This is a genomic window from Streptomyces sp. NPDC058812, assembly GCF_042744565.1.
Taxonomy (GTDB): Bacteria; Actinomycetota; Actinomycetes; order Streptomycetales; family Streptomycetaceae; genus Streptomyces; species Streptomyces thinghirensis.
Genome location: NZ_JBHYOB010000002.1, coordinates 316807 through 343134, shown reverse-complemented (window position 1 = coordinate 343134; position 26328 = coordinate 316807). Strand labels below are relative to the sequence as shown.

General features: G+C 70.6%; 22 protein-coding genes. 7 read left to right on the top strand and 15 right to left on the bottom strand.

From position 1 onward, the window contains the following. Positions 1 to 5: 5 nt before the first annotated feature. The 9 genes from ACFW48_RS05590 to ACFW48_RS05550 form a co-directional block, all read right to left on the bottom strand. A complete protein-coding gene (locus ACFW48_RS05590; protein ID WP_386310728.1) occupies positions 6 to 647 on the bottom strand; it encodes a flavoprotein in 642 nt (213 codons plus the stop codon). Continuing rightward, positions 644 to 2491 (bottom strand): ABC transporter ATP-binding protein, encoded by a 1848-nt coding sequence (locus tag ACFW48_RS05585; RefSeq protein WP_386310726.1) that lies wholly within the window; start codon positions 2489 to 2491, stop codon positions 644 to 646. Before ACFW48_RS05585 ends, ACFW48_RS05590 begins: the two co-directional genes overlap by 4 nt. 61 nt (positions 2492 to 2552) lie before the next feature. Further along, positions 2553 to 3629, bottom strand: a complete 1077-nt coding sequence (locus tag ACFW48_RS05580) for a T3SS effector HopA1 family protein (RefSeq protein ID WP_386310724.1) — start codon at positions 3627 to 3629, stop codon at positions 2553 to 2555. Further along, positions 3626 to 4798, bottom strand: coding sequence for a class V lanthionine synthetase subunit LxmK (lxmK, locus tag ACFW48_RS05575; protein WP_386310722.1), 1173 nt, complete (start codon positions 4796 to 4798; stop codon positions 3626 to 3628). Before lxmK ends, ACFW48_RS05580 begins: the two co-directional genes overlap by 4 nt. A gap of 135 nt (positions 4799 to 4933) precedes the next feature. After that, positions 4934 to 5158: a LuxR C-terminal-related transcriptional regulator gene (locus ACFW48_RS05570; RefSeq protein WP_386310720.1), complete on the bottom strand. Its 225-nt coding sequence runs from the start codon at positions 5156 to 5158 to the stop codon at positions 4934 to 4936. A gap of 627 nt (positions 5159 to 5785) precedes the next feature. Continuing rightward, positions 5786 to 8167, bottom strand: a complete 2382-nt coding sequence (locus ACFW48_RS05565) for a glycoside hydrolase family 3 N-terminal domain-containing protein (RefSeq protein ID WP_386310718.1) — start codon at positions 8165 to 8167, stop codon at positions 5786 to 5788. After that, the gene (locus ACFW48_RS05560; protein WP_386310716.1) at positions 8164 to 8982 is read right to left on the bottom strand and encodes a carbohydrate ABC transporter permease; all 819 of its coding nucleotides are present in this window, start codon (positions 8980 to 8982) and stop codon (positions 8164 to 8166) included. The genes ACFW48_RS05565 and ACFW48_RS05560 overlap by 4 nt, the downstream gene beginning before the upstream one ends. Further along, positions 8979 to 9935, bottom strand: coding sequence for a carbohydrate ABC transporter permease (locus tag ACFW48_RS05555; protein ID WP_386310714.1), 957 nt, complete (start codon positions 9933 to 9935; stop codon positions 8979 to 8981). Before ACFW48_RS05555 ends, ACFW48_RS05560 begins: the two co-directional genes overlap by 4 nt. Positions 9936 to 9945: 10 nt before the next feature. After that, positions 9946 to 11250, bottom strand: a complete 1305-nt coding sequence (locus tag ACFW48_RS05550; RefSeq protein WP_386310712.1) for an ABC transporter substrate-binding protein — start codon at positions 11248 to 11250, stop codon at positions 9946 to 9948. A 137-nt stretch (positions 11251 to 11387) separates the two neighbouring features. Here ACFW48_RS05550 and ACFW48_RS05545 point away from each other — a divergent pair, with 137 nt between their 5' ends. Further along, positions 11388 to 12443, top strand: coding sequence for a LacI family DNA-binding transcriptional regulator (locus ACFW48_RS05545; protein ID WP_386310711.1), 1056 nt, complete (start codon positions 11388 to 11390; stop codon positions 12441 to 12443). A gap of 120 nt (positions 12444 to 12563) precedes the next feature. Here the strand turns inward: ACFW48_RS05545 and ACFW48_RS05540 are convergent, their stop codons facing one another. After that, the gene (locus tag ACFW48_RS05540; RefSeq protein ID WP_386311117.1) at positions 12564 to 12929 is read right to left on the bottom strand and encodes a hypothetical protein; all 366 of its coding nucleotides are present in this window, start codon (positions 12927 to 12929) and stop codon (positions 12564 to 12566) included. A 73-nt stretch (positions 12930 to 13002) separates the two neighbouring features. On the opposite strand from ACFW48_RS05540, the gene ACFW48_RS05535 reads away from it, so the two are divergent. Next, on the top strand, positions 13003 to 13956 hold the full coding sequence (locus tag ACFW48_RS05535) for a terpene synthase family protein (protein ID WP_386310709.1): 954 nt from the start codon (positions 13003 to 13005) through the stop codon (positions 13954 to 13956). Here the strand turns inward: ACFW48_RS05535 and ACFW48_RS05530 are convergent. The 5 genes from ACFW48_RS05530 to ACFW48_RS05510 form a co-directional block, all read right to left on the bottom strand. After that, positions 13863 to 14198 (bottom strand): hypothetical protein, encoded by a 336-nt coding sequence (locus tag ACFW48_RS05530; RefSeq protein WP_386310708.1) that lies wholly within the window; start codon positions 14196 to 14198, stop codon positions 13863 to 13865. The two genes, ACFW48_RS05535 and ACFW48_RS05530, sit on opposite strands and share 94 nt — an antisense overlap. Then, a complete protein-coding gene (locus ACFW48_RS05525; RefSeq protein WP_386310706.1) occupies positions 14107 to 14715 on the bottom strand; it encodes a helix-turn-helix domain-containing protein in 609 nt (202 codons plus the stop codon). Before ACFW48_RS05525 ends, ACFW48_RS05530 begins: the two co-directional genes overlap by 92 nt. A 12-nt stretch (positions 14716 to 14727) precedes the next feature. Next, positions 14728 to 14784 (bottom strand): hypothetical protein, encoded by a 57-nt coding sequence (locus tag ACFW48_RS05520; RefSeq protein ID WP_386311115.1) that lies wholly within the window; start codon positions 14782 to 14784, stop codon positions 14728 to 14730. Between the two features lie 225 nt (positions 14785 to 15009). Beyond that, positions 15010 to 16014 (bottom strand): MerR family transcriptional regulator, encoded by a 1005-nt coding sequence (locus ACFW48_RS05515; protein WP_386310704.1) that lies wholly within the window; start codon positions 16012 to 16014, stop codon positions 15010 to 15012. Positions 16015 to 16062: 48 nt separating this feature from the next. Next, positions 16063 to 16722 carry a HEAT repeat domain-containing protein gene (locus ACFW48_RS05510; RefSeq protein WP_386310702.1) on the bottom strand — a complete coding sequence of 220 codons (660 nt, stop codon included), beginning with the start codon at positions 16720 to 16722 and terminating at the stop codon, positions 16063 to 16065. 662 nt (positions 16723 to 17384) lie between these two features. On the opposite strand from ACFW48_RS05510, the gene ACFW48_RS05505 reads away from it, so the two are divergent. From ACFW48_RS05505 to ACFW48_RS05485, 5 genes are all read left to right on the top strand, one after another. After that, positions 17385 to 17915 carry a discoidin domain-containing protein gene (locus ACFW48_RS05505; RefSeq protein ID WP_386310700.1) on the top strand — a complete coding sequence of 177 codons (531 nt, stop codon included), beginning with the start codon at positions 17385 to 17387 and terminating at the stop codon, positions 17913 to 17915. Between the two features lie 190 nt (positions 17916 to 18105). Continuing rightward, positions 18106 to 20301, top strand: coding sequence for a discoidin domain-containing protein (locus tag ACFW48_RS05500; protein ID WP_386310698.1), 2196 nt, complete (start codon positions 18106 to 18108; stop codon positions 20299 to 20301). 131 nt (positions 20302 to 20432) lie between these two features. Further along, positions 20433 to 22598, top strand: coding sequence for a discoidin domain-containing protein (locus ACFW48_RS05495; protein WP_386310697.1), 2166 nt, complete (start codon positions 20433 to 20435; stop codon positions 22596 to 22598). A 68-nt stretch (positions 22599 to 22666) separates the two neighbouring features. Beyond that, on the top strand, positions 22667 to 23746 hold the full coding sequence (locus tag ACFW48_RS05490) for a DUF1996 domain-containing protein (RefSeq protein WP_386310695.1): 1080 nt from the start codon (positions 22667 to 22669) through the stop codon (positions 23744 to 23746). A gap of 82 nt (positions 23747 to 23828) precedes the next feature. Beyond that, complete coding sequence (locus tag ACFW48_RS05485) at positions 23829 to 26261, top strand: glycoside hydrolase family 3 C-terminal domain-containing protein (protein ID WP_386310693.1); 2433 nt, start codon at positions 23829 to 23831, stop codon at positions 26259 to 26261. Positions 26262 to 26328: the final 67 nt, after the last annotated feature.

Sequence of the window (26328 nt, the reverse complement as noted above, 5' to 3'; positions counted from 1 at the left end):
AGGTGTCAGGCGGGTGCGTGTTCCTGGTCGGGCCCGGGCTGGCCGGCGAGGTCGGCTGCCTCCAGTTCCGCCCGCAGGCCGTCGGCCGCGGCCAGCACTTCGGGGAAGGACGCGGGCGCCCACGCCTCGCGCTTCCCGCTGGTCGTGCTGCGGCCGGGATGCGGTGGTACGACGACCACGTTCCGGCGGGCGCGGAGTCTGGCGGTGTGTTCCGCGTACGCCACGCTCTCCGCGCCACCGGGTGGCAGCGCGGGTGCCAGCGCGATCGCGGCCCGCGTGCACTGGAGTGCGAGGACGGAGGGCGAGTCACCCAGTCCGGCGGCCATTCTGGCCAGGTAGTTCAGCGTCGCCGGCAGCACCACGACCGCGTCGGGCCACTGGGCGAGGTCGACGTGCCGGGCCCTGGGCTCCGGCTCGTCGGGCCACCGGTCGGTCAGTACGTCGCAGCCGCCGATGGCGGTCAGCGCCTCCCGGGTGACGAACCTGGTGGCCGCCCCGGTCAGTACGTACCGGACCTCGGTCCCGGGGTGGCCGGCCTTCAACCAGCCCGCCCAGAACGGGAGATGGGCGGCGGTCACCGAGCCCGTCCCGATCACCAGCAGGCGGCGCGCACCGACCGGTTCGACGGCGTTCGCCTTGCCGGTCACCGGGCCACCGCCCCGGCCACCGGCGCGGACGCGACCGGCCCGCCGGACGGGGTGGCGGCGGGATCGGCCGGGCCGGTACCGGCCGCGCGCCGCGCCGGGCCGCGCAGCGACTGTCCGTGCACGAGTTCCTGGTAGAGGGTGGAGCGCGTCAGCAACTCCTCGTGCGTACCCCGGTCGACGATGCGCCCCTCGTCCACGACCACGATCAGATCGGCGTCCTGGACCGTGGAGATGCGGTGCGCGACCACGATCACGGCGCGCTCGGCCGCGAGCGTGCGCATCAAAGCCCGCAGCCTCTCCTCGTTCTCGCTGTCGAGCTGCGAGGTCGGTTCGTCGAAGATGACGATGCGCGTGTCCCGCAGCAGGACGCGGGCGGCCGCGAGCCGCTGCCGCTGGCCTCCCGACAGGTCCTCGTCCCGGCCCAGCTCGGTGTCCAGGCCGTCCGGCAGCGCCTCCACGGCGCCGCGCAGCGCCAGCGCCTCCAGCGCCCGCCACAGCTCCGCGTCCGGGAGGGCGCCCCTCCCGTCGTCCCGCCCGAGCTGGAGGTTCTGCCGCACCGTGCCCTCCACCAGGGTGAAGCTCTGGTCGACGTAACTGATCTCGCCGCGCAGCTGGTGCAGGGGCCACTGCTCGACCGGGCGCCCGCAGACGGAGATACGGCCCGACTCCGGCAGGAGGAAGCGCTCGGTGAGTGCGAGCAGCGTCGTCTTGCCCGCCCCGGACGGCCCGACGATGGCGGTGAGCCCCCGCGCCGGGGCCGCGAAGGCCGCCTCGTGGATGATGGTGCGCCCGCCGTCCGTGTAGGTGACCGCGTCGAACTCCACCGCGGGCGCCGTCGGTGACGGCTCGACCGGCGAGGTGGCCCCGGAGTTCTCGGGGGCGACGGTGAGCACGCTGTTGAGCCGTCCGCGCGCGGCCAGGCCGCTCTGCATCCGTGCCACACCCGAGACCAGCATGGTCAACGGCGCGACGAGTTGCAGCAGATAGACGATGAAGGCGGCGAACTCGCCGATACCCAGGTCCCCGGAGGCGAGCCGGGCACCGCTGGTGACCATCACCGCGATGATCGAGAGCTGCTGGCCGAACTGCATGGTGGGTCCGACCAGGGCGGTCACCCGCGCGACCGATACGGCGGCCCTGCGCGCGTCCTCGACACTGTGGCCCAGCGTGGACGCCACCTGGCGTTCGGCGAGGAACGCCTTGACGGTGGGCAGGGACAGCACGGCCGCCGTCATCTGCTGCGACATCGTCCCGATGGCGTTCTGCTGGCGTTCCACACCGCTGCGGATCGACCGTACGCACAGGAAGATGCCGGCACCGGCGAACGTGAAGGTCGCGAGCACGACGAGCAGCAGGACCCAGTCCAGCACGCCCATGGCGATCAGGGTGCCCACGGCCAGGAAGAGTGAGGACGGTATCTGCGCCACGCCGACGTCCACCACGGAACGCAGCTGCGTGCTGTCGGAGTTGGCGCGGGCGACCAGATTGCCGGCCCCTTCGCGCCGCACCCTGCGCAGCGGCAGGGTCAGGATGTGCGAGACGATGCGGAACCGGGCCTCGGAGACCAGGCCCTCACCGGCACGGGCGAGCAGGTAGGAGGAGAGCGCCGACGCCAGCCCCGCGCCCACCGCGAGGCCCGCCATCATGAGCAGCGGGCCGACGGGGCGTTCGTCCTCCGCGAGAGCCATGACCAGGTCGCGGACCTGGAGCGGGAGGACGAGGGTGGCGGCGGCGGACAGGAGACTCAGCACCACCGCGGCGGCAACGGTGGCCTTGCGGCCCTTCAGAAGCTGTGTGAAGACCCGCAGTTCGTCGGTGCCGTCCGGGCTTGGTTCTCTGGCCATGTGAGGGCCTTCCTGCAGTGTGCGGTCGGGTCGGGCCACCGTCGTTCGCACGGCCGACGGTTCAGGTCGCGGCACCCTGCGCGGCCGGTGACGCGTCGCCGGTGGCCGGGACGCGGGGGGCCGGGCCGCCGGCCGGCGTGGACCGGGGGGCCGTGTTCCAGGGCCAGACGGCCGAGTCGAGGTTCCGGGCGGGGTCGGCGGGGTCGACGTTCGCCGCGACGCACGCCGCCGCCAGCTCGTTGGCCGTCGGACGCTCGCGGTGCTGCTGCGCCGCGGCCACGAAGGCCCGCGCGACGACATGCGCCCGGTGTTCGCCGAAGCTCAGTCCGCGCATGCCCGTACGGTCGTCCTTCGGCTCCCACGCGGCCGTCACGCCGGGCGCGACCACGTGGGCGAACGCGGGCGCGGGCCCATCCGGCAGGCCGGTGGCCAGGGCACTCTCGGTCACCGCGTCGACGGCGTCCCAGGAGCCGGAGCCCAGATAGACGACCATGCCGTCGTTGCGCGGCAGGCTCGACGGATTGGAGATGATCTTCGCGCGATACGTCACGGAGCGGCTCTCCAGGGCGCTCAGTACGCCGTGCCACAGCTCGGGCGCCGCGTCGGCGTCCGCGACCCGCAGATAGAGCCGCAGCAGATCGCCGCCGCCGGTGCGGCCCGTGCCGCTGTCCACGAGGAAGAAGCCGGGCGAGACGAGCGGGCGGGCCGCCGGGAGGTTCAGCAGCACCACCGGGCGCCCGGCATCGCCCGCCGTACGCCCGGTCTCCCGGAGCGTCACCGAGTCCGGGACGCCCACGCGCAGTCCGTCGATCTCCACGACCCGCCGGCCGGCGGCCGACCGACGCTCGGTGAGGAGCCCCGCGGCGACCGTCTCCGGGTGCGGAGTGGCCTTCGCCAGCCGGGCCTCGTAGTCCGGCGCGCGCAGCGTTCCGGGCGCTTCGCGGTCCCTGACCCCGCGCCCGGTGTGCAGCACTTCGTAGAGGGTGCGGGCGAGCGCGAAGCGCATCGCCGACGCGGATTCGGCGGTCACCTCGTCGTCCCGCACCCAGGCCGTTCTGCCGTCCGGCGCGATCCGCACGTCCGCCAGCGCGAGGCGCAGCCCGGCCGCGAGCACGGTCTCTTCGGTGCGCGTGGTCATGCGGCCTCCCCGAGTCCGACCGTGGAGACGAAGCTCCGCGGGTCGAGTAGCGCGGTCCTGCCGATGCCCGCCGCCGCCCGGACGATGGCCGACAGTCGGCCGCTCTCCCTGGTCGAGGCGATCAGCCGGTCGATCAGATGCCATCCGGCGTAGGACGTGGCACGCACCACGAGCCCGTCGTCGTCGGGGCCGCCGCCCTCGCGGTAGCCGCGGTGGAACGCGGAGACCAGCGGCAGCACACGGGTCAGCTCCTCGCTGCCGCGCGCCACGACCTCCTCATGGGTGAGGACGGCCGAGAACGCGTCGTCCGTCTCCTGCGCGGGGATCCTCAGCACCGCGCGGTGCAGCCATTCCCCGACGTACGCCCCGACGTCGCGTGCCGGGTCGCCGAGCCGGAACTCCTCCCAGTCGTTGACGTAGAACGCGGTGTCCGTGAGCAGGAACTGATCCAGCCGCAGGTCACCGTGGACGGGAACGCGGGCGACCTCGGCCTCGGTCGCCCGCAGCCGCTCCAGTCCCTCGAGCAGCGCGGAGTCGCGCTGCAACAGTCCCCATGCCTGGACGAAGGCGCCGGTGGCGTGGACGTACATCTCCAGCGGCAGCGACCGCAGGTCGTCGACCGGCGGGAACGGATGGGGGTCCGGCCCGGGGAAGTCCTCGTCCCGGAAGGGGAGTCGGTGCAGGGCGGCCAGCGTCCGGCCGGCCTGCGCCGACATGGACTCGGTGAACTCCCTCTCCGCGGCGAGTTCGCTGCCGGACCTGATGTCGTCCAGCATCCGGAAGACCAGCAGCCGCCGCTCCTCGTCTCCCCCGAGGAATTCGGGGCGGGGGAAGGGCCGGACGCCGCCCTTCGCGAGGCGCTCGAACGCCACGATCCTCCGGTAACGCTTCAGGGATTCCTCGGGACTCCCTTTGAGCCGTTTCACGAATACCGAATCGCCGGTGTCCGTGATGCCGGACCAGTTCTCGTTCCGACCGGGATAGGAATAGACCTCCGAGGCACTCAGCGAACCCAACCGGAGTTGCCCCAGAAGCTGTTCGACCGATGCACCCACGGGACTGTCGACAGCCGACGCGGAAGGCCGGCCCTGCGGGTATTTGATCTTTTCGCCTGCCACAGACGCTTTGTATCGTGGGGCGACGCCGCCGGACAACGAAGTGACCGGCATCGGCCATCGCCGGCGAGGGCGCGCCGGTCGCCGTACAGGACGACCGGCGGCGGTGCGGCGGGCCGCGAGGGGGGACGGTCTCCTCCGCGAACCGTCACCCGTCGCCGCCTTCTCCGCCCTTTCCGCCGTCCTTGCTCAGATGATTCTTCGGCGCACGGCCCACACCACTGCTTCTATCGGTGTTTCCACGTCCATGCGGTCGCATATCGACCGTATTTTGCGACGCAGCGTGCGGTCGCTCATCTCCATTCTGCGGGCGACCTGTGACATGGTGCAGCCCTGGGAGACGAGTTGCAGGATTCTCAAGTGATCGTTTCCTAGTTTGAGGTGGGGGTCTCTTAAGGAAGTACTACGATTCACCTATCAACCTCATGGTCGTCCGACGGTGGGGCGCCGGATTCCGATGTACCAAAACAGTTGAGGGAAGAGGCTGGTCGCGACCGATTCAGAGGTAATCCGAGTTCCGGACAGCGAGAACGGATCGACGATCCCGTCGGTCAACTGCCCGACGTCGTGGCGCCGATGACGGCGACAGCCCTGCCGACGGCGGCGGCAGAGAGGGCCGGAGCGGCCACGACGTTCTGGTCCACCTTGCCCAGCAGCATGAACTTCCCCCTTGACTGAGACCTCGTGAACTGCGCGGGGCCCGCGACGGCCACACCTGGAGGGTGGGCGATGAAGCGGTGGTCAATCCGCGGCACCGGGCGCGCCGCCAGTATATGAACCATCAGATCCACTTGATCAAGTATTTACCCATGTGATCGGCGTCACATCACGATTGTTTGGGCGGAACGTGAGGTTCCGAATGTGTCGGCCGAGTTCCCGAGACCTACTATTCAGCGCCCCGCTTCTCGCTATTAACGAACGGAACACCCGCCTTTCCCGCCCTCCATTCCTGCGAAGAACAAGGCGAATGCCAACCGTAAAGCAGCGAGCGGTGCTCCCGGCACTGTCACCGGGCGCACCGCTCGTGGTATTGCGGGCGGATCAGGCGTCCGCAGTGTTTCCCTGACCGAATTCGGCGTGCAGGCGCCGCGTGTGGTCGACATGGCGTACCGGGCCGGTGAGGGTGACCGTCGCCGTCAGGAGCGGCTCGGTGCTGGACGCCGCGAACCGCAGTTCCAGGTCGCCCGGCTCGACGAGACGGCGGCCGTCGCGGCCGGTGAAGGAGGCGAGGTCGGCCGGGACCGTGACGCGCACCCTGCGGGCCTCGCCGGGGGCCAACCGCACCCGTGTGTAGCCGATGAGGCGCTGAACCGGCTGGACCACGGAGGCGACCGGGTCGTGCAGGTAGAGCTGGACGACCTCGGTGCCGTGCCGTTCGCCGGTGTTGCGGACGGTGAGCGCCAACGAGAACTCGCCGTCGGTGGCCGCTTCCCCGGTGTACGTCACGAGGTCGCTCCAGGCGAACGTGGTGTACGTGAGGCCGTGCCCGAACCCGAAGGCGGGCGTCGGGTCGATGTTGGACACCTCGCTGGCGTGGGCGAGCCGCGCTCCGAGATAGGTGGTCGGCTGCGCACCCGCTCCGCGCGGCACGCTGACCGGAAGCCTGCCGGAGGGACTGGTCCGTCCGCTGAGCACCCCGGCGATGGCGGCGGTGCCCTCCTCGCCGGGGAAGAACGACTGCACGATGGCGGCGGACTCCTCCACGGCCCGGCCGAGCGCGTAGGGGCGACCCGCGAGCAGCACCGTCACGACCGGTCTGCGGGTGTCGATCAGCGCGTCGAGGAGTTGCTGCTGGACGCCGGGCAGGGCCAGCGACTCGGCGTCGCAGCCCTCCCCGCTGGTGCCACGGCCGAAAAGGCCGGCGCGGTCGCCCAGGACGGCCACGACGACATCGGCGTCCCGGGCCGCCCGGACGGCCTCGGGGATCCCGAAGGCGTCGCCGTCGTCGACGCCCGTGCCGCGTACGACCGTGAACTCGGTCTCGGGGAACTCGGCGGCCAGGGTGTCGCGCAGAGTGGGCAGTTCGATGCCGACCGGGGTCTCGGGATGGTGCACGCCGATGTGCTGGGGAAAGGAGTAGCAGCCCAGTACGGCGGTGGCCTCGTCGGCGTTGGGTCCGACCAGGGCGATGCGGCGCGGCCGGTCCAGCGGCAGGGTGCCGTCGTTGCTCAGCAGCACGACCGCTTCCTCGGCGACCGTGCGGGCCAGCTCGCGGTTGGCGGGCCCGTCCAGGTCGATCCTGCCGCGCAGGGCGTCCGGGTCGTCCAGGTCGGCGCCGTCGAGCGCGGGCGGCACCGGGTCCCAGTCCGGGTCGAGCAGCCCGAGCATCGCCTTCTGGGTGAGTACCCGGCGCAGGGCGCGGTCGATCACCTTCTCCGGCACGCGGCCGGCGGCGACGGCCTCCGCCAGGGGCGCGCCGAACGTCTTGACGGTGGGCAGTTCGACGTCGACGCCCGCCCTCAGCGCGGTGCCGGCGGCGCCGGCCCAGTCGGCGGCGACACCGTGCAGCGTCTTGAGGAAGGCGATGCCGAAGTAGTCGGCCACGACGGTGCCCTCGAAGCCCCACGTGTCGCGCAGCAGCCCGGTCAGCAGGTCCTCGTCGGCCGCGGCGGGCACACCGTCGATGTCCGTGTAGGCGTGCATCACCGACCGTGCGCCGCCCTCGCGGATCGCCATCTCGAAGGGCGGCAGCAGGACGTCGGCGCGTTCCCGCGGGCCCACGGAGGAGGGGGCGAGGTTGCGTCCGGCGCGGGAGGCCGAATAGCCGACGAAGTGCTTGAGGGTGGCGACGACCCCCGCGCCCTCCAGTCCGCGCACGTAGGCGGTGCCGATGGTGCCCACGAGGTACGGGTCCTCGCCGATGGTCTCCTCGACCCGGCCCCAACGGGCGTCGCGCACCACGTCCAGGACGGGCGCGAGGCCCTGGTGGACGCCGACGGACCGCATGTCGCGGCCGATGGCGGTGGCCATGCGGTGGATCAGGTCCGGGTCGAAGGTGGCGCCCCAGGACAGCGGGACGGGGTAGGCGGTCGCGCCCCAGGCGGCGAAGCCGGCCAGGCACTCCTCGTGCGCGACGGCGGGAATGCCGAAGCGGCTCTGCGAGGCGATGCGGGTCTGGGTGCGCGACAGGGAGAGCGCACCGAGTGCCGGGTCGACGGGAAGGGTGCCGAACGACCGGGTCAGCTGCCCCAGTCCGGTGGGCAGCAGTGCGTCGAGGTCGACGGCCTCCTCCATGTCGTGCTGATGGGGGGCCACGTCACCGCCCTCGTCGGACGCGCCGACCCAGACGCCGTACAGCTGGGCGATCTTCTCCTCCAGGGTCATCGCGTCGATCAGCGCGGACACCCTGGTGGTGACGGAGTGGGCGGGGTCGTTCCAGAGGGGGACTTCGGGGGTGGTCTCAACGGCCACGTCGGCGATCACTTTCCTCCGACGCCCATCAGGCCCTGGACCAGGGCGCGACGGGCGAACAGGTAGACGAGCAGGATGGGCACCATGGACAGCACCACGGCTCCCAGCAGACCGGGGATGTCGATGCCGTGCGCGGTCTGGAAGTTGTACAGACCCAGGGTGACCACCTTGGTGGACTCGGACTGGGTCAGGACGAGCGGGAACAGGAAGCCGTTCCAGGCCTGGAGCGCCGAGAACACCACGATCGTGGACAGTCCACCGCGGGACAGCGGCACGACGAGCTGGAAGAACATGCGCCGCGGGCTCGCGCCGTCCATCGCCATGGCCTCGTACAGCTCCGGAGAGATGTCACGCATCGCGCCGCTGAGGATCAGGGCGGACATCGGCAGGCAGAAGGCGGCCGTGGGCAGGATGACGCCGAGCAGGTTGTCGTACAGCCCGGCCTCACTGATCAGGTAGAACATCGGCACGATCACGGCCTGGGCCGGGATGGCGAGGCCGAGCAGGAACAGCCGGAAGATCGCCGACGTGGCCCTGCCGCGGCTTCGGACGATGGCGTAGGCGAGCGGCGGGACGAGCAGCAGCACGATGCCGATCACACAGGCGGTGACGACCAGCGTGTTGAAGAAGTACTGGCCGAAGCCCGAGTCGAAGGCGCCGGTGTAGTTGTCCAGCGTGAAGCTGTCCGGGATCGAGACCGGGCCGTTCTCGGCGTAGTCCTGACGGGTGCGCAGGGTCGCGGCGAGCATCACGTACAGCGGCAGGCCGACCAGGACCAGCCAGACGAGCGAGCCGGTACCGGCCACGTAGTTCGGTCGGCGCCTCATGACACACCCTCCGCCGAGCCGCGCATCTTGTCGTAGCCGGAGACCCGGACGACGATCAGTGAAATGATCGTGGCCGCGACGACCAGGGCCAGGGCGATCGCGGAACCGGTGCCGTAGTCGAAGCTCTTGAACGCCTTGTCGTACATGTAGTAGGCGCTGATGGTGGTGTCGGTGCCGGGGCCGCCCTGGGTCAGGATGAGGACCGTCTCGAACGTGGTCAGACCGCCGACGATCATCAGGATCATCGAGGTGATCATGGAGGTGCGCAGCTGCGGCAGGGTGATGTGGAAGAACTGCCGGTAGCGGCCCGCCCCGTCGATCTCCGCGGCCTGGTACAGCACCGGCGGGATCGCGCGGGCGGCGCCCTGGTAGATCAGCGTGTGGAACGGGGTGAACTGCCAGGTGCTGACGAAGGCCAGCACCCCGATGGCGGTGGCCTGTTCACCGAACAGGTTGCCGTCGCCGAACAGCCAGCCGGCGTCGGCCGGGATGCCGAAGTTCGGGTCGAGCAGCGCCCGCCACAGCACGGACACGGCCGTCGCGGACAGCAGCAGCGGGATGAAGTAGATGACCGACAGGACGGCGCGGTTGCGCTGGTGACCGGCGGCCCAGACGCCGAGCAGGATGCTCAGCGGGGTCTGGAGGACCACGCCGAGCGCGGTCAGCAGCAGGGTCAGCCAGATGCTCTTGAGCATGACCGGGTCGTCGATGAGGCGCGACCAGTTGTCCGTGCCGACGAACTCGGGCGGACTGATCCCGTCCCAGCTCATGAAGGACAGCACCGCCACCATGATCAGCGGGACGATCGCGAAGAGGGCGAAGAACACTGCGGCGGGCAGCGCCCAGGCGAAGCCGGGGCGGCCCACGTTCGTTGCGGACGAGGCGGGCGGCCGCCGCCGGGACTCCTTGCGGGGTCCGGCGGCGGGCCGGGCGCTCGTGATCTGTGTGGTCATGAGCCGTTCGTCACTCGGTCGGGAGGGCCTGCATGGCCTTGATGAAGCCGTCCGTGTCGAGCTGTCCGTTGAAGAACTGCTGGACGGCCTTGTGCATGTCCGAGCTCGCCTTCTGCGGGTACGCCTGGTCCCAGGACAGCTGGAACGACGGTGCGTCGGCGACGAGGTCGTACTGGAAGCGCGAGTACTCGGGGGTGCCCGAGCTGTCGATGAACTTGTCGGTGTTGGTCGTGGTGGGCAGGTTGCCGATGTCCAGCTGCGCCTTGACGAACTCATCGGAGTACATGAGCTTCAGGAACTCGGCGACGGCCTCGGGGTGCTTGGTCTTCTTCATCACCGAGTAGTAGTTGTTGGTGTTGCCGGCGACGTTGGCCGGGTCGCCCTTGCCGCCCTCGACGGACGGGAAGGCGGTGTACCCGAGGTCCTTCTCGGCGAAGTCCGGGTGGTCCGTCAGCTGTTGGGAGTAGTACCAGGAGCCCATCAGCTCGAAGCCGGCCTTGCCGGAGGCCACCAGCTGGACCGAGCCGCCGTTGGTGTACTTGACGGAGTCGTAGTTCTTGCCGAAGGCACCGGTGTCGACGAGCTCCTTGATCATGTCCAGGGCCTTCTTGCTGTCCGCGCTCTCCCAGGCGCTCTTGTCGCCCCCGACGGCCTTCGCGAACAGCTCCGGACCGGCTATGCGGTCGTAGAGGTACTGGAACCACATCTGGGTGGGCCAGACGTCGCCGCCGCCGAGCGCGATCGGCGTGACGCCCTCGTCCTTGAGCTTGTCCACCGCGTCGAGCAGTTCGTCCCAGGTCTTCGGCGGCTCGACGCCCGCCTCTTCGAGGACCTTCTTGTTGTGGAAGAGCAGGACCGGTTGGGTGCCGCGCATCGGGATGCCGTACGGCTTGCCGTCGACGACGGCGCTGTCGAAGACGGACGGCAGGAACTTCTGCTTCAGGTCCGGGTCCTTCTTGATGAAGTCGTCGAGCGGCAGCAGCAGGTCGGCCTTGACGAACGGCTTGATGCTGCCGCCGCCCCAGTTGAAGAAGACGTCCGGAGCCTGGGGGGTGTTGATGATCGTCTGGAGCTTCTGCTGATAGTCGGCACCGGGGATGGTGTCGAGGACCACCTTGACGTCGGACGTCTTGTTGAAGGTGTCGACGATCTGCTGCTCGACCTTGTTGCTGGCGTCCCCGTAGACCAGGACATGGATCTTGCCGTCGTCCGACGACGCCCCGCCGTTCCCGTCGCCGCAGGCCGACAGGCTCAGCGCCAGGGCGAGCGTCGCGCCAGTGGCGACCAGTCTGGGCAAGCGCGCACGTGTCTTCATCGTTCGCCTTTCGAAAGTTTCGGCACCATCACCGAAAGTCCATGCTGTCGGACAGTAAAGTCAGTCGGGATTTCCGGTCAATGGCCGTGCGGATGCCGACTCAAAACGTTATCGATCGCATGACCTACTCTGCCTGTATGCACGATGAAGTTGAGGTGGGCACAAGGGTGACCCTGGCCGAGGTGGCGAAAGAAGCGGGGGTCTCCCCTCCGACAGTTTCGAAAGTCCTCAACGGTCGTTCGGACGTCTCCAGCGCCACCCGGGTCAAGGTCGAGCGGCTTCTGGAGCTCCACGGCTACCGCCGCCGGGCCTCGAGCCCACCGCGCTCCCCGCTCGTCGAACTCGTCTTCCACGAGTTGGACAGCGTCTGGGCGATGGAACTCGTCCGGGGCGTGGAGAACGTCGCCAAGGCCAACCGGGCGACCGTGGTGCTCACCAGGAGCGGCACCCGGCACGCACCCGCTCCCGGCTGGATCGAGGGTGTGCTCCGACGCAGGCCACTGGGTGTCGTGCTGGTCTTCTCGTCGCTTCCCGCGGAGGTGAAACAGCGGCTCAGATCGCGGGACATCCCCTTCGTCATCGTCGACCCGGCCGGCGACCCCGATCCCGACGTACCGTCCGTGGGCTCCGCCAACTGGGCCGGAGGGCTCGCGGCGACGCGCCATCTCACCGACCGCGGACACGAGCGCGTCGCGATCATCACCGGGCCCGAGGACATGCTGTGCTCACTGGCCCGTCTCGACGGGTACCGCTCGGCCATGACCATGGCGGGCCTGACGGTCGACCCGCGTCTCGTCCGGTTCGGCGACTTCCAGGTGCGGAGCGGCTTCGAGCACGCCATGGACCTGCTGGGCGGTCCCCGTCGGCCGACGGCGGTCTTCGCGGGCAGCGACCTCCAGGCACTGGGCGTCCTGGAGGCGGCCCGGCTCAGGGGGTTGAGGGTGCCGGAGGACCTCTCGGTGGTCGGCTACGACGACGTACCGCTGGCCCAGTGGTCGAGCCCGCCGCTGACCACGGTCCACCAGCCGCTGCGGCACATGGCCGAGGAGGCGGCCCGCATGCTCTTCCGCCCGGACGACCCCGGCGGGGCCGTCCAGCGCATTGAACTGGCGACACATCTCGTCGTACGGCAGAGCACGGCACGACGAGGGCAGCGCGCAATCCCGGCGGAGACCGTCAGCGCGGGCGCGTGACGAGGACCTGCCGTTCGCGGGCGGTGCCTCGGTGCAGGCGGTGCAGGCGGTGCCTCGGTGCAGGCGGTGCAGGCGGTGCCTCGGTGCAGCCGGTGCAGCCGGTGCAGCCGGTGCAGCTACCTAGTGCTGCGCTGCGGATGTTCCGCTGATGGCTATCGGGCGGTGAGGCGTTTGTCGATGTCCTTGATGTCGAACTGGCTTGGGTCGAAGGCGTCGCCAGCCCACTCCAGGAGTTCGTCGTGCTCCCCATGCCGGGGGCGGAGATGCCTCGATGAAGTTCGCGTAGTTCCACGGGCTGCCGCAGTCCTCCGGTGGGCAGGCCCGGCGGCCGGTCAGGCAGCCCCGGTAGGTCGCACCCGGATCCCCGGACAGGGCCTTCTCTACCTCGATGCGGTGGACCGGGAGCGTGTGACGTTTCTGCAGAATGTGCCGGGGGCAGTCGGGACAGTAGGGCCCCGCGATGGGCCGGGCGAGAAAGGCCGCCATGGGCGCGAGATACACAATCCCCGTCATCCGGACCGCAATCCCTTGGATGCTCAACCCCCATCACTCTGCCGAGATGGACGCCGACGCGAACCGCTGGGCGTTCGAACTGTTCCGCGACGACCCGCGTGTTCCGACCCCGGCACGGGCCGACAATTACACGACATGGGTGGCCCTCTGCTTCCCCGACGCAGGCCCCGAGCTGCTGACGCGCTGGTGCCGCTTCAACGCGCTCTACACAGTCATCGAGAACAAGCAAGAGGCGTTGTACGAGACGAGCGACGCGGGCAGCGCGGAAGCCGTCTGGGAACGTACGGTCACGCTGTTGTTCCGGCAGTCGCATGCTCCGGACGTGTTCGCCGTTCCGGCTGACGGGTGGGGCGAGGGGTTGCCCCGGTTCTACCTGCTCGCGGCGCACGGCATCGCCAAGACGCTGCCTGAACTGCTCGCCCGGTACTTCCTGCGGCGCATCGCGTACATGGCGCAGGCGCAGTACCAGGAAGAGGCTGCGATCAAGTCACCCCGTATGGGGCTGGGGGAGTATCTGGAGTACCGGCAAGTGAACTTCGGCATCCCGCTGTTCATAGCGACGATTCGCGCGCTGATGGGGCGTGACTTGTCGTCGGCCGAGTGGGAGTCGTCGGCGCGGGCAGAGCTGGACCGGCTGACGGCGCGTCACTGCTGTCTGGTCAACGACCTGTATTCGTTCCGCAAGGAGTGGAACGACCGCGACGGTAAGAAGGCCCCGGTTCAGGCTGTGACCGTTCTGCGGGCGCTGCACGGCTTGCCGACCCAGAGAGCCATCGACCTACTCGCTGAGACGATCGAGGCGACAGAGGCGGAGTTCTTGAGCCTGCGCGACACTGTGGCGAAGACGGCAGAGATGCGCGACTACTGCGACAGGTTGGGGCACATCCTGGCGGGGAACCTGCGCTATCACCAGGTGTCGCCCCGGTTCCACGGGCGAGGCTTTGACGGGGTGTTCGAGGGCGGGGAGATTACGGTTACCGGGGTGCCTGCGGAGCCCTGACCTGGGATTGTCCTGTAGGCAGCGGTGGCGCTCTCGGCCCCAGTCTGGCGGGGCCGGCCCTCGTAGTTCCAACGGAACGGGCGAGCAGTTGCGTTGTGGACGATGGTGAAGTCGGTGACCTTCCCAAGCAGGTCGACACGGGATGAGAAGTCACCGTGACGCAGGACAGCGCGGGCCAGGAGGGAGAAGAAGATCTCCACCTGGTTCAGCCAGGAGGCGTGCTTGGGCGTGTAGTGCGCCACGATCCGTGGGTGTTTCGCCGGCCAGGCCCGGGTGTCCTTGGAGGTATGCGACCTGCCCGGTGTGCACATCCAGCGCGGCCGTGACCGAGACCGTGCCGTGACGGACGTACTCGAACTCCCGTAGGCGCGCCCGCCGCAGGGCGGGCGGCCGGTCGGGATGCTTGCGGGAGCGGGCGGCCATCGCGGTCTTCTCGTCCACCGAGAGCACCACCGAACGCGGCGGGCCATTGCGGTAGAGGGCGCACACCTCGGCCACCCTGGTGAAGAAGTGCGGGTCGGTGGGCCGGGTCAGCCAGCCGCGGACCCGGTGCGGCTTGACCTGGAGCGCGGCAAGAATCCGTCCGACCTGGGAGGCGGAGATACCCGTGTCCGCCAGGTGATCGGCGATCAGCCGGTGCGACCAGCCGTCGTAGGGGTGGGGCGCGGCGCTGGTGGCCGTCGCCACGATCCGCAGCCGAACCCCGGGCCCGTAGACGGGCGGTCTGCCCGAGCGGGCCCGGTCATCGAGTCCGGCCATTCCCTCCTGGGCTTACCGGTCCCGCCACCGCACCACCGTGGAGACATCCACCCGGACGATCTCCGCTATCCGCCAGGCCGGGTGCCCTCCAGCGGCCAGTAAGGACTATGTGCGCACGGCGGGCACGCGCTGCGGAGCGGTATGCGCGCGCACCCGCTCCTCCAGCACACGACGATCATCAGCATCAAGCACCATGCCTGGCCAACGAGATGGCACCCATCAGCGAAACTTCCGCGGCGCAGCACCAGACGACGTGCCGGCCGTCCACCGCCGGTGGCGAACCGGAGACATCCGCTACCGCGCGTCGCGCAGCTCGAGCACGTACGCCGCGGTGAGCGCCACGGCACGGTCCTCGTCGTGCGACAGCTCAGCGAGGGCACGTGACGCCGTCGTTCCCGGGATGTCCGCGAGCGCCTGTGTCAGCCGTCGACGTGCGGACGATCCAACGGTGCCCGGGGTGAGGCGGTCGACGAGCCCGGTGGCGATGCGGTCCGCCAGCGCCGGATCGAGCGCCAGCGCGCCCAGCGCGTCGGCCGCGTCGACGTCGTTCGCCTCCTCGACGACCATGTCGACGAGCGTCGGCACCGCGTCGGCCACCGCGCGTGCCCCGAGCGCCACGGCCGCGTACCTGCGGACCACGACGTCGGAGTCGGCGAGCGCCTCCTTGAGCAGTGCGGTCGCCGCACCGTCCGGGATCTCGGCGATGGACTGGACGGCACGTTCGCGCACCTCGGCATCCGGTGAGGCGAGGCCCTCCGCCAGCAGCGCGAGTCCGGCATCGCCCAAGCGCGCCAGAGCCCATCGAAGGGCTCCGGCGACGTTCGGGTCCGTCTCGCTCAGCGCCGCCTCGACCAGTGCTTCCACCGGCACCGGAGCCTCTTCGACCGAGGACAGGGCCGCGCGCTGGCGCGTCGCGGCGCTCTTCGATGCCAGGGCCTGCAGGAGGGCCACGGTCTGCAGGACGTCCTCCCAGCCGGCGGGTTCCGCGGCGCCGATCCGGCCCAGTCGCGTGAGCAGCTCCGTCTCGGCCGCGATGCGTTCCCGCGTCTGCCGGACGAGGTCGCCGACGAGCTGTGAGGGCGTGAAGCCGGGATCGTCCAGCGCGCGCCCGACTTCACGCAGCGACAGGCCCAGTGACCGCAGGCTCTCGACATGGAAGATCCGCCGGATGTCCTCGTCGGAGTAATCGCGATAGCCGGCGTCGGTACGACCCGTCGGCCGCACCAGGCCGAGCGAGTCGTAATGCCTGAGCATGCGGGCGCTGACCCCGGACCGTCGCGCCACATCACTGATCAACACTGCCTGTCACCCCTGCCCCTTCCCCCCTGCCCCTTCACCCCTGACCTGTCACCCCTGACTCGTCCTGCCCAGGACCACGATGCGCTTCGCCTCCTCGATCGCGAACTCGAATCCGGCGTCCGGGTCGCGCAACAGCCGTTCCGTGGCGATCGCGTGCCGGCGCACGAGGGGGTTGAGATCCGTCGTCGCGGCACGCAGGGTCGGCATGATCACCTCTCCGAGCGCGATCAGCGCCCTGCTGAGGCTCAGCCGCGTCTCACGTTCGCCGCGCCCGAGCTGTGTGGCCAACGCCGTGGCCAGCTGGGGCTCTTCCCCTTCGGGCACGAGCACGACCGCTGCCCGCCAGGCGCTCCGCGCCACCTCGTCGTCGACGTCGGACAGCAGCGCCCGTGTGATCGCCGGCCACGCCTGCCGGTCCCCGATCTTGGACAGCGTGTGCAGGGCCTGGCTTCGTGCCTGCGCACGCTCCGAGCGGACTTCGTGGAGAAGCGCCGGGAGCGTCGCGGAGGACGGGTGACGCGTGAGTGCCCAGGTGAGCATGTCACGCACGTAGAACTCGGGCTCGACCGCGCATCGTTCGACGAGCTTGTCGACGAACCGCGGGTCGGGGGCCGTTCCGGCTCCCAGCGCTGCCCGCAGCCGCACTGACGGGCTGATGTCCTCCAGTTTCCGAAGGGCTTGCTCGGTATCCCTGTCCTGTTTCGGCATGTCGTCGGGACCACCTCCTGCCCACAGTGAAGACCTTGTCACTGTGTCAAGGTCAAAACGGGCCCCGCCTACACCGTCACCACTACCTCCGCGCCTCGGCGTTCAGCGTTGGCCAGAGTAAAGGGAAGTGACATAGAGGTCTAGACCCCATACGACTTACCCCTGGCGGAGCCCTTCCCTCATCCTCGGCTGAGGCAAGGCCGTTTGTTGGTCCAGGCCAAGCCTGGAGGTCTCATGGGAAGACGCGCGAACGCCATCACGGTGGTCGGCGTGTGCTTCGCACTCGCAAGCACCATGGCATTCGAGTCGCTGCCGGCCGCCGCCGCGGACGCCGATCCGCACGCCGCCTCCGCGGTTCCGCCCCTCTCGCCGACCCCGCAGTCCCTCACCCGCGCAGGTGACGACGTCGTCGTGACGGGCAGAGTGCTCGTGGTGGCGGACGAGGGCACCGACGCCGCCGCCCGCGCCCGCCTCGTCCGGGAGTTGAAGGCGCACGGCGCCGGCCGGGTGGACGTCGTCATCCCCGGGAACATCCCCAGAGCCGCCGCCGGACTGCTCACCGTACGGCTCGGCCCGGCCACCCGCCCCGACATCGCGGCGACAAGGAGACCTCGGACCGGCTGCTGGCCGCATCGAACGGGCTGCGGGAGCGGGCTCGCGCCGTGCGGGTCGATCCGCCGCGCGACTCCTGGGGGAAGGTGCGGCCCAAGGTCGGTGACGGGGTGCTCGACACCTTCCTGGTCCAGGCCGACGTCCGGCTGCGGCTGTGGGACTCCGCGGGAGGCGGGGAGAACCTCGCCCTGAAGGGCACGGCGTCCGCGTCCAGCGTGGAGCAGGACCTCGACCGGCTGGCACCCAGGTACGTCAACGACGGGCTGACCGGCACTCGTTGGGCCTCCGGTTACTCGGACGACGAGTGGGCGCAGATCGAGCTCGCGGCGCCGACGAAGGTCGCGGCGGTGACCCTCGACTGGGAGAACGCCTGCGCGGCGGAGTACGCCGTCCAGACCTCCCAGGACGGGGCGGAGTGGAGGACCGTGTCCACACAGCGTCCCGCCGACTGCGGCAACGACGTCGTAGGGCTCGCCTCCGACGACGCCGTGCGGTACGTCCGTGTGCAGGGTGTCGAGCGGAAGACGACCTGGGGCTGCTCGATCCACGAGATGGGCGTCTACGGGACGCCTGCCTCCTGACGGTCGGCGCCCCGCGGGGCGGGTGTCGCCCGGCGACACGGCCGGGCAGCACCCGTCGTAGCGGGGGCTGCCGAACTTACTTAATGAAAGCCAAAAGAAAAGCCGTGCAAGGAACCTTGACCGCGACCGGCAGGGCGGGCAAGGTGCCGGAGAGCGCTCTCCCACCCCTCCCGTGTCAAGGAGTCTCTCCATGCCCGTTGTCGGCATACCCCCGACGGTGCCGGTGCCGCGCAGACCCGGTCGCCGCGGACTCGTCGGCGTCCTGGTCACCGCGCTGGCCGCCGCCCTGCTCGCCGTCGTCCCCGCCGCGCAGGCCCAGGCCGCGCCCGTGCTGTTGTCCCAGGGCAAGCCGGTCACCGCCTCCAGTCAGGAGCATTACGGCACCCCGGCGACCGCGGCCGTCGACGGCGACAACGGCACCCGCTGGTCCAGCGCCGCCGCCGACCCGCAGTGGATCCGCGTCGACCTCGGCGCCCCCGCCTCCCTCAGCCGGGTCGAGCTGCGCTGGGAGGCCGCCTACGCCAAGTCGTACCGCATCGAGACGTCCCAGAACGGCACGGACTGGTCGACGGCCCACTCCACCACCACCGGCGCCGGCGGCACGGAGACCGTGAACGTCTCCGGCACCGCCCGGTACGTCCGCATGCTCGGCACCGCCCGCGCCACCGGTTACGGCTACTCCCTCTGGGAGTTCAAGGTGTTCGGCACCACCGGCGACGACCCGGGGCCGGTCATCCCGGGCGGCGGCGACCTCGGCCCGAACGTGCACGTCTTCGACCCGTCCACGCCCGGCATCCAGGCCAAGCTGGACCAGGTCTTCCAGGAGCAGGAGTCGGCCCAGTTCGGCTCCGGCCGGCACGCCTTCCTCTTCAAGCCGGGCACCTACGACAACCTCAACGCCCAGATCGGCTTCTACACCCAGATCCTCGGTCTCGGCCTGCGCCCCGACGACACGACGATCAACGGTGACATCACCGTCGACGCCGGCTGGTTCAACGGCAACGCCACCCAGAACTTCTGGCGCGGCGCGGAGAACCTCGCCGTGAATCCGGTCAACGGCACCAACCGGTGGGCGGTCTCGCAGGCGGCCTCGTTCCGCCGGATGCACGTCAAGGGCGGTCTCAACCTCGCGCCCAACGGCTACGGCTGGGCCAGCGGCGGCTACATCGCCGACAGCAAGATCGACGGCCAGGTCGGCAACTACTCGCAGCAGCAGTGGTACACCCGCGACAGCTCCATCGGCGGCTGGTCCAACAGCGTGTGGAACCAGACCTTCTCAGGTGTCGAGGGCGCTCCCGCCACCAGCTTCCCCGAGCCCCGCTACACCACGCTCGACACGACGCCGATCTCCCGCGAGAAGCCCTTCCTCTACCTGGACGGCGACGAGTACAAGGTCTTCGCGCCCGCCAAGCGGACCAACGCCCGCGGCACCACCTGGGCGAGCGGCACCCCGCAGGGCGAGTCGATCCCGCTGGACGAGTTCTACGTCGTCAAGCCCGGCGCCACCGCCGCCACCATCAACGCCGCCCTCGCCCAGGGCCTGCACCTGCTCTTCACCCCCGGCGTCTACCACGTCGACCAGACGATCAACGTCAACCGGGCCGACACCATCGTGCTGGGCCTCGGACTCGCCACGATCATCCCGGACAACGGGGTGACCGCGATGAAGGTCTCCGACGTGGACGGCGTGAAGCTCGCCGGCTTCCTCATCGACGCCGGGCCGGTCAACTCCCCGACGCTCCTGGAGATCGGCCACCAGGGCGCCGCCGCCGACCACGCCGCGAACCCGACCACCGTGCAGGACGTCTACATCCGCATCGGCGGCGCCGGCGCGGGCAAGGCCACCACCAGCATGGTGGTCAACAGCCACGACACGATCATCGACCACACCTGGGTGTGGCGGGCCGACCACGGCGAGGGCGTCGGCTGGGAGACCAACCGGGCCGACTACGGCGTCCGCGTCAACGGCGACGACGTCCTGGCCACCGGACTGTTCGTCGAACACTTCAACAAGTACGACGTCGAGTGGTACGGCGAACGCGGCCGGACGATCTTCTACCAGAACGAGAAGGCGTACGACGCCCCCAACCAGGCGGCCATTCAGAACGGCACGACGAAGGGCTACGCCGCCTACCGCGTCGACGACTCCGTGGACACCCACGAAGCCTGGGGCCTCGGCAGCTACTGCAACTACAACGTCGACCCGACCATACGCCAGGACCACGGGTTCAAGGCGCCCGTCAAGCCGGGAGTGAAGTTCCACAGCCTCCTCGTGGTCTCCCTCGGTGGCATGGGCCACTACAACCACGTCATCAACGACACCGGCGCCTCCACCGTCCCGGCCGGCACTTCGACCGTGCCGTCCACCGTCGTGTCCTTCCCCTGACCGAGCCTCAGCCGGTCACAACACCCCGCCGGGCCGGGCCACATCCCCGCCCCCCCGGCCCGGCGGGGACATCAGGCGGTGGCCACGGCCGCCCCACCCCATCGGCTCTCCCCAACCCGCCAGGAGCAGATGTGTCCCCAGCCCCCTCGTACCGCAGACCAGACGGCCGCCGCGCCGTTCCCCTGCTCGCCCTCGGCGCTCTTGTGGCGTCGTCGCTCGCCCTCGCCGCCCCGCCCGCCCAGGCCGCGGAGACCCTGCTCTCCCAAGGCAGGCCCGCCACCGCCTCGTCCCAGGAAGGCGACGGGTACGCCCCCTCTGCGGCCGTCGACGGCAACCTCACCGGCACCCGCTGGGCCAGCCAGTGGAGCGACCCGCAGTGGTTCCAGGTCGACCTCGGACAACGGTCCGACCTCAGCCGTGTGGTGCTCACCTGGGAAGGCGCGTACGGAAAGGGCTATCAGATCCAGGCGTCCGACAACGGGACGGACTGGCGGACCCTCAAGACCGTGACCGGCGGTGACGGCGGCACGGACGAGGTCGCCGTCACCGGCTCCGGCCGCTATGTGCGCATGCTGGGCACCGAGCGGTCCGGCGGCTACGGCTACTCCCTGTGGGAGTTCCAGGTGTACGGGACCACGGACGGCACACCGCCCGCCACCGGGGCGGTGGAGGTCACCGGCTCCCAGGGCAACTGGCAGCTGACCGTCGGCGGCCAGCCGTACACCGTCAAGGGCCTGACCTGGGGCCCCGCCATCGCGGACGCCCCGAAGTACATGCCCGACGTGAAGTCCATGGGCGTCAACACGATCCGCACCTGGGGCACCGACGCAGGCACCGAGCCGCTGCTCGACACCGCCGCCGCGCACGGCATCCGGGTCGTCAACGGATTCTGGCTGCAACCGGGCGGCGGCCCCGGCTCCGGCGGCTGCGTCGACTACGTCACCGACACCACGTACAAGAACAACATGCTCACCGAGTTCGCCAAGTGGGTGGAGGCGTACAAGAGCCACCCGGCGACCCTCATGTGGAACGTCGGCAACGAGTCGGTCCTCGGCCTGCAGAACTGCTACAGCGGGGCGGAGTTGGAGGCGCAGCGCAACGCCTACACCGGCTTCGTCAACGACGTCGCCAAGAAGATCCACAGCATCGACCCCGACCACCCCGTCACCTCGACCGACGCCTGGACCGGAGCCTGGCCGTACTACAAGCGCAACGCGCCCGACCTCGACCTGTACTCGATGAACTCCTACGGCGACATCTGCGGCGTCCAGGAGGACTGGGAGGAGGGCGGCTACACCAAGCCGTACATCATCACCGAGGGCGGCCCGGCCGGTGAGTGGGAGGTGCCCGACGACGCCAACGGCGTCCCCGCCGAGCCGACCGACGTGCAGAAGGCCGAGGGGTACACCAAGGCCTGGGACTGCGTCGCCGGCCACCGGGGCGTCGCGCTGGGCGCCACCCTCTTCCACTACGGCGTCGAGCACGACTTCGGCGGGATCTGGTTCAACCTCGTGCCCGACGGGCTGAAGAGGCTGTCCTACTACGCCGTCAAGAAGGCGTACAGCGGATCGACCAGCGGTGACAACACCCCGCCCGTCATCACGAACATGACCGTCGCCCCCGCCTCGTCGGCCGCGGCGGGCGAGGAGTTCACCGTCCGCGCGGACGTGCGCGACCCCGACGGCGACCCGATCGCGTACCAGGTCTTCCTCAGCGGCAACTACGCGAGCGGCGACAAGCGCCTGGTGGAGGCCGAGTGGCGGTCCACCGGCAACGGCACCTTCGCCGTGACGGCCCCGGAGAAGCTCGGCGTGTGGAAGGTGTACATCCAGGCCGAGGACGGCCGCGGCAACGCCGGCATCGAGACGAAGTCGGTCAAGGTCGTCGCCCCGCCGGTCACCGGCACGAACGTGGCGCTGGACAAGCCCACCACCGCGTCCTCCTTCCAGCCGTCGTACGGCGACTGCCCGTGCGAGCCGGCCAAGGCGACGGACGGCAGGACGGACACGCGCTGGGCCAGCGACTGGAGCGACCCGCAGTGGATCCAGGTCGACCTCGGCGCCCCCACCCCCATCCGCGAGCTCCAGCTCGTATGGGACCCCGCCTACGCCAAGTCCTACGAAGTCCAGGTCTCGGACACCGGCACCACCTGGCGCACGGTCCACACCACGGCCGCGGGCAACGGTGACATCGACACCATCGACGTCGCTCAGACCGCGCGGCACGTGCGACTCCACCTGACGGCGCGTGGCACCGGCTGGGGCTACTCGCTGCACGAGTTCGGCATCTACAGCTGACGGCGAAGGGCGTCCGGCGGCGCCCTCCGCCCCACCCCCACCAGGCACCTCAGCGGGCAGGAGGCCCCATGAGACCGCGTTCGAAACTCCCCGCGCTGCTGCTCGGCAGCGCACTGATCGCAAGCGTGCTCGGCGTCGGCACCGTCGCCACGGCGGCCGGTCCCGGCGGTGCCCCGGCCGCCTCGGCCGGCGCTCACACCGGGCACACGACGGCGGTGTCGACCCGGGCGTCCGCCGACGATCCCGACGGCGACGGGTACATACCGGCCGTTCCCCCGGTCACCGGCGTGACCCCGTCCGAGGCCACCCCGCCGCCGCGCTACCACAAGGAGTTCCAGGCCAACTGCGCCGTCACGCACACCGCGCCGGACGACCCGATCGTGTACCCGGGGCAGCCGGGCAGGTCCCACGACCACACCTTCATGGGCAACACGTCGACGAACGCCGGCAGCACTACGGCGAGCCTCCACGGCGGCGACACCACCTGTCTCGCACCGGCCGACGCCTCCGCGTACTGGATGCCGTCCCTGTACAAGGGGGACGAGAAGATTCTCCCCGTCGGCCCGCAGGTCATCTACTACAAGGCCGGTGTCACCGACTACACCAGCGTGCGGCCCTTCCCCAAGGGTCTGCGGTACGTCGTCGGCGACCCCATGCAGAGCGCCCAGGAGTTCCGCGGTCACAAGGGCTTCGTCGAGGGCTGGGAGTGCGGTGACAGCTTCTTCAACGTCGACTTCCCGGCGAGTTGCCCGAGCCGACCCGACGTCCAGCTCAACGTCCGCTTCCAGGCGCCCAGTTGCTGGGACGGCAAGCACCTCGACACCCCCGACCACAAGGGCCACATGGCCTACCCGGTCGTCAAGCCCGGCACCAACGACAACATGTGCCCGGCCTCCCACCCGGTCGCGCTGCCGATGATCGAGTTCAAGATGGCCTTCCCGGTCAACGGCGACATGAGCGACGTCCGCCTGGCCAGTGGACGCGGCTACTCCTTCCACTACGACTTCTTCAACGCCTGGGAGGAGCGGACCCTCAAGGCGCTGGTCGACCACTGCATCGTGGGCGGCCTCCAGTGCGACACGCGCGGCTACGACCAGAACCACCCGGAACGCGGCGCCGTGCTGAACGCGGATCACCGGCTGCCCTGACCCGGTCGGTTCCAGGGCCCGGCTGCACCCGTGCTGAGCGGGTGCAGCCGGGCCCCGGCAGGAGAAGGGAAATGGGGCGGGAATGAACGACGAGACACTCGATCGGCTCATCGGCGAACTGAGCCTGGAGCAGAAGGTACGCCTGCTCACCGGCTCGACGACCTGGCGCACCGCCGGTGAGCCCGGGATCGGCCTGCGGGAGATGGTGACCTCGGACGGGCCCGCCGGGGTGCGCGGCGAGGCATGGGACGAGCGGCGCACTTCGGTCCTGCTGCCCTGCGCCTCCGCCCTGAGCGCGATGTGGGACGAGGATCTGGTGGAGCGGCTCGGCCGCCTGCTCGCCACCGAGGCCATCCGCAAGGGCGTCGACGTGGTGCTGGCCCCCACGCTCAACCTCCATCGGAGTCCGCTGGGCGGCCGGCACTTCGAGTGCTTCTCCGAGGACCCGGAACTGACCGGCCGTACCGGGGCCGCGCTGATCCGGGGCATCCAGGCCCTCGGGGTGGCGGCCACCGCCAAGCACTACGTCGGCAACGACTCCGAGACCGACCGGTTGACCGTCGACGTCCGGGCCTCGGAACGCACTCTGCGAGAGGTGTACCTCGCGCCCTTCGAGGCTGCCGTCGAGGCCGGGGTGTGGCTCGTCATGGCGGGCTACAACGCCGTCGGCGGCACGACCATGACGGCCAGCCCGCTCCTGGCGGAACCCCTCAAGGGGGAATGGGGGTTCGACGGGGTCGCCGTCTCCGACTGGGCGGCCGTGCGCACCACCGAGGAAACCGGTCGCGCCGCCCTCGACCTGGCGATGCCGGGCCCGGACAGTCCCTGGGGCTCCTCGCTGGTGCGGGCGGTGAAGGACGGCCTGGTCGCCGAGGAGGCGGTCGACGGGAAGCTACGCCGGCTGCTCCGGCTCGCCGGCCGCGTGGGCGCGCTGGAACCGCGTCAACCGCGCCGGGTACCGGCGACGGCGTCCCGCGACACCCGGGCGTTGCTGCGCCGCGCCGTCAGCGCCGGTTCGGTCCTGCTGCGCAACAGCGACGTGCTGCCGCTCGACCCCGCCGGGCTGTCCACCGTCGCGGTCGTCGGCGTGCACGCCGCGTCCCCGCGCGTCCAGGGCGGCGGGAGCGCGGGCGTCTTCTGCTCCGACCTGGTCACCCCGTTGGCGGGCGTCCGAGCCCGGCTGCGGGGCCGGGCCCGGGTGGTCCACAAGCCGGGCCCGGCGCCGGGGGCGCCGCCCGCTCCCCTCGGCACCGACCAGTGCAGCGACCCGCGCTCGGGCGCCCCCGGCGTACTCCTGCGGGTGCTGGACGCGGCGGGGCGGGAACTGCACTCGGAGCACCGTCTGTCGGGCCGGCAGCTGGAGCCGGACCTGCCCCCGGGCGCCCACACGGTGGAGATCGCCGCCGTGCTGCGTCCCCGTCAGGCAGGAGAGTGGACGTTCGGCGTCGGGGGCTTCGGACGCATGACACTCACCGTCGACGACCGCGTCCTCCTGGACGGGGAGTTCCCCGGTGACACGGACGACCCGGCCGTCGTCCACGTCAACCCGCCCGTGCACACGGCGCGGACGGTACTGACCACCGGGCGCCCCGTGCAGGTGGTGGCACGGCGCGAACTGGTGCCCGGCCGAGGACGCGCCACCGTCGTCACCGCCGCGCCACCGGAACCGGACCCGGCGGCCGCGCTGGAGGACGCGGTGCGGGCGGCCCGCGACGCCGACGCCGCGATCGTGGTCGTCGGCACCACCGAGCACAGCGAGACCGAGGGCTACGACCGCGCCGGACTGACGCTCGGCGGGCACCAGGACGAACTGGTCCACGCGGTCGCCGCCGCGAATCCGCGCACGGTGGTGATCGTCAACAGCGGCGGACCGGTCGAGCTGCCCTGGCGTGAAGAGGCGGGCGCCGTGCTGCTCACCTGGTTTCCGGGTCAGGAGGCCGGCGCAGGGCTGGCCGACGTCCTGTTCGGCCGCACCGAGCCCGGCGGCCGGCTCCCCACCACCTGGGCGGCGACTCCGGCGGACGCACCCGTCACCCGCACCCGGCCGGTCGATGGCCGGCTCGACTACGCCGAGGGCCTGCACATCGGCCACCGGGCGTGGCTGCGAGCCGGACGGGAGCCCGCCTACTGGTTCGGCCACGGACTCGGTTACACGACGTGGGCGTACGCGGACGTGGAGGCCCCCGCTCAGGTCGTGTCGGGTGAGCCGTTCACCGTTCGGGTGACGGTTCGCAACACCGGTACCCGCGCCGGACGCGAGGTCGTACAGGTCTACCTGGCCCGCCCCGGTTCGGCGGTGGAGCGCCCCGTCCGCTGGTTCGCCGGCTACGCGGCCGTGCGGGCGGAAGCGGGCCGGACGGCGAGCGCCGAGGTGGTGGTGCGCCCGAGCGCCCTGCGGCACTGGTCGGAGGCGGACCACGGCTGGACCACGGAGCCCGGCCCCTACCGGCTCGTGGTGGGCAGGTCGGCGGGGGACACACGGTGGGAGGGGACGGTCACGGTCAGTGGCTTCTGACGGGGGCACGGGCGGCGGCCGGTCGACGGGTCCGGCTGTCCCTGGAGCACGCGGCCAGTAGGCGGCC

Excerpts from the sequence above, each read along its gene's own strand:
- ACFW48_RS05585 (WP_386310726.1), bottom strand. The coding sequence starts at position 2,491 with ATGGCCAGAGAACCAAGCCCGGACGGCACCGACGAACTGCGGGTCTTC.
- ACFW48_RS05580 (WP_386310724.1), bottom strand. The coding sequence starts at position 3,629 with ATGACCACGCGCACCGAAGAGACCGTGCTCGCGGCCGGGCTGCGCCTC.
- lxmK (WP_386310722.1), bottom strand. The coding sequence starts at position 4,798 with ATGCCGGTCACTTCGTTGTCCGGCGGCGTCGCCCCACGATACAAAGCG.
- ACFW48_RS05560 (WP_386310716.1), bottom strand. The coding sequence starts at position 8,982 with ATGAGGCGCCGACCGAACTACGTGGCCGGTACCGGCTCGCTCGTCTGG.
- ACFW48_RS05555 (WP_386310714.1), bottom strand. The coding sequence starts at position 9,935 with ATGACCACACAGATCACGAGCGCCCGGCCCGCCGCCGGACCCCGCAAG.
- ACFW48_RS05550 (WP_386310712.1), bottom strand. The coding sequence starts at position 11,250 with ATGAAGACACGTGCGCGCTTGCCCAGACTGGTCGCCACTGGCGCGACG.
- ACFW48_RS05545 (WP_386310711.1), top strand. The coding sequence starts at position 11,388 with ATGCACGATGAAGTTGAGGTGGGCACAAGGGTGACCCTGGCCGAGGTG.
- ACFW48_RS05540 (WP_386311117.1), bottom strand. The coding sequence starts at position 12,929 with ATGGCGGCCTTTCTCGCCCGGCCCATCGCGGGGCCCTACTGTCCCGAC.
- ACFW48_RS05535 (WP_386310709.1), top strand. The coding sequence starts at position 13,003 with ATGGACGCCGACGCGAACCGCTGGGCGTTCGAACTGTTCCGCGACGAC.
- ACFW48_RS05525 (WP_386310706.1), bottom strand. The coding sequence starts at position 14,715 with ATGGCCGGACTCGATGACCGGGCCCGCTCGGGCAGACCGCCCGTCTAC.
- ACFW48_RS05510 (WP_386310702.1), bottom strand. The coding sequence starts at position 16,722 with ATGCCGAAACAGGACAGGGATACCGAGCAAGCCCTTCGGAAACTGGAG.
- ACFW48_RS05500 (WP_386310698.1), top strand. The coding sequence starts at position 18,106 with ATGCCCGTTGTCGGCATACCCCCGACGGTGCCGGTGCCGCGCAGACCC.
- ACFW48_RS05490 (WP_386310695.1), top strand. The coding sequence starts at position 22,667 with ATGAGACCGCGTTCGAAACTCCCCGCGCTGCTGCTCGGCAGCGCACTG.
- ACFW48_RS05485 (WP_386310693.1), top strand. The coding sequence starts at position 23,829 with ATGAACGACGAGACACTCGATCGGCTCATCGGCGAACTGAGCCTGGAG.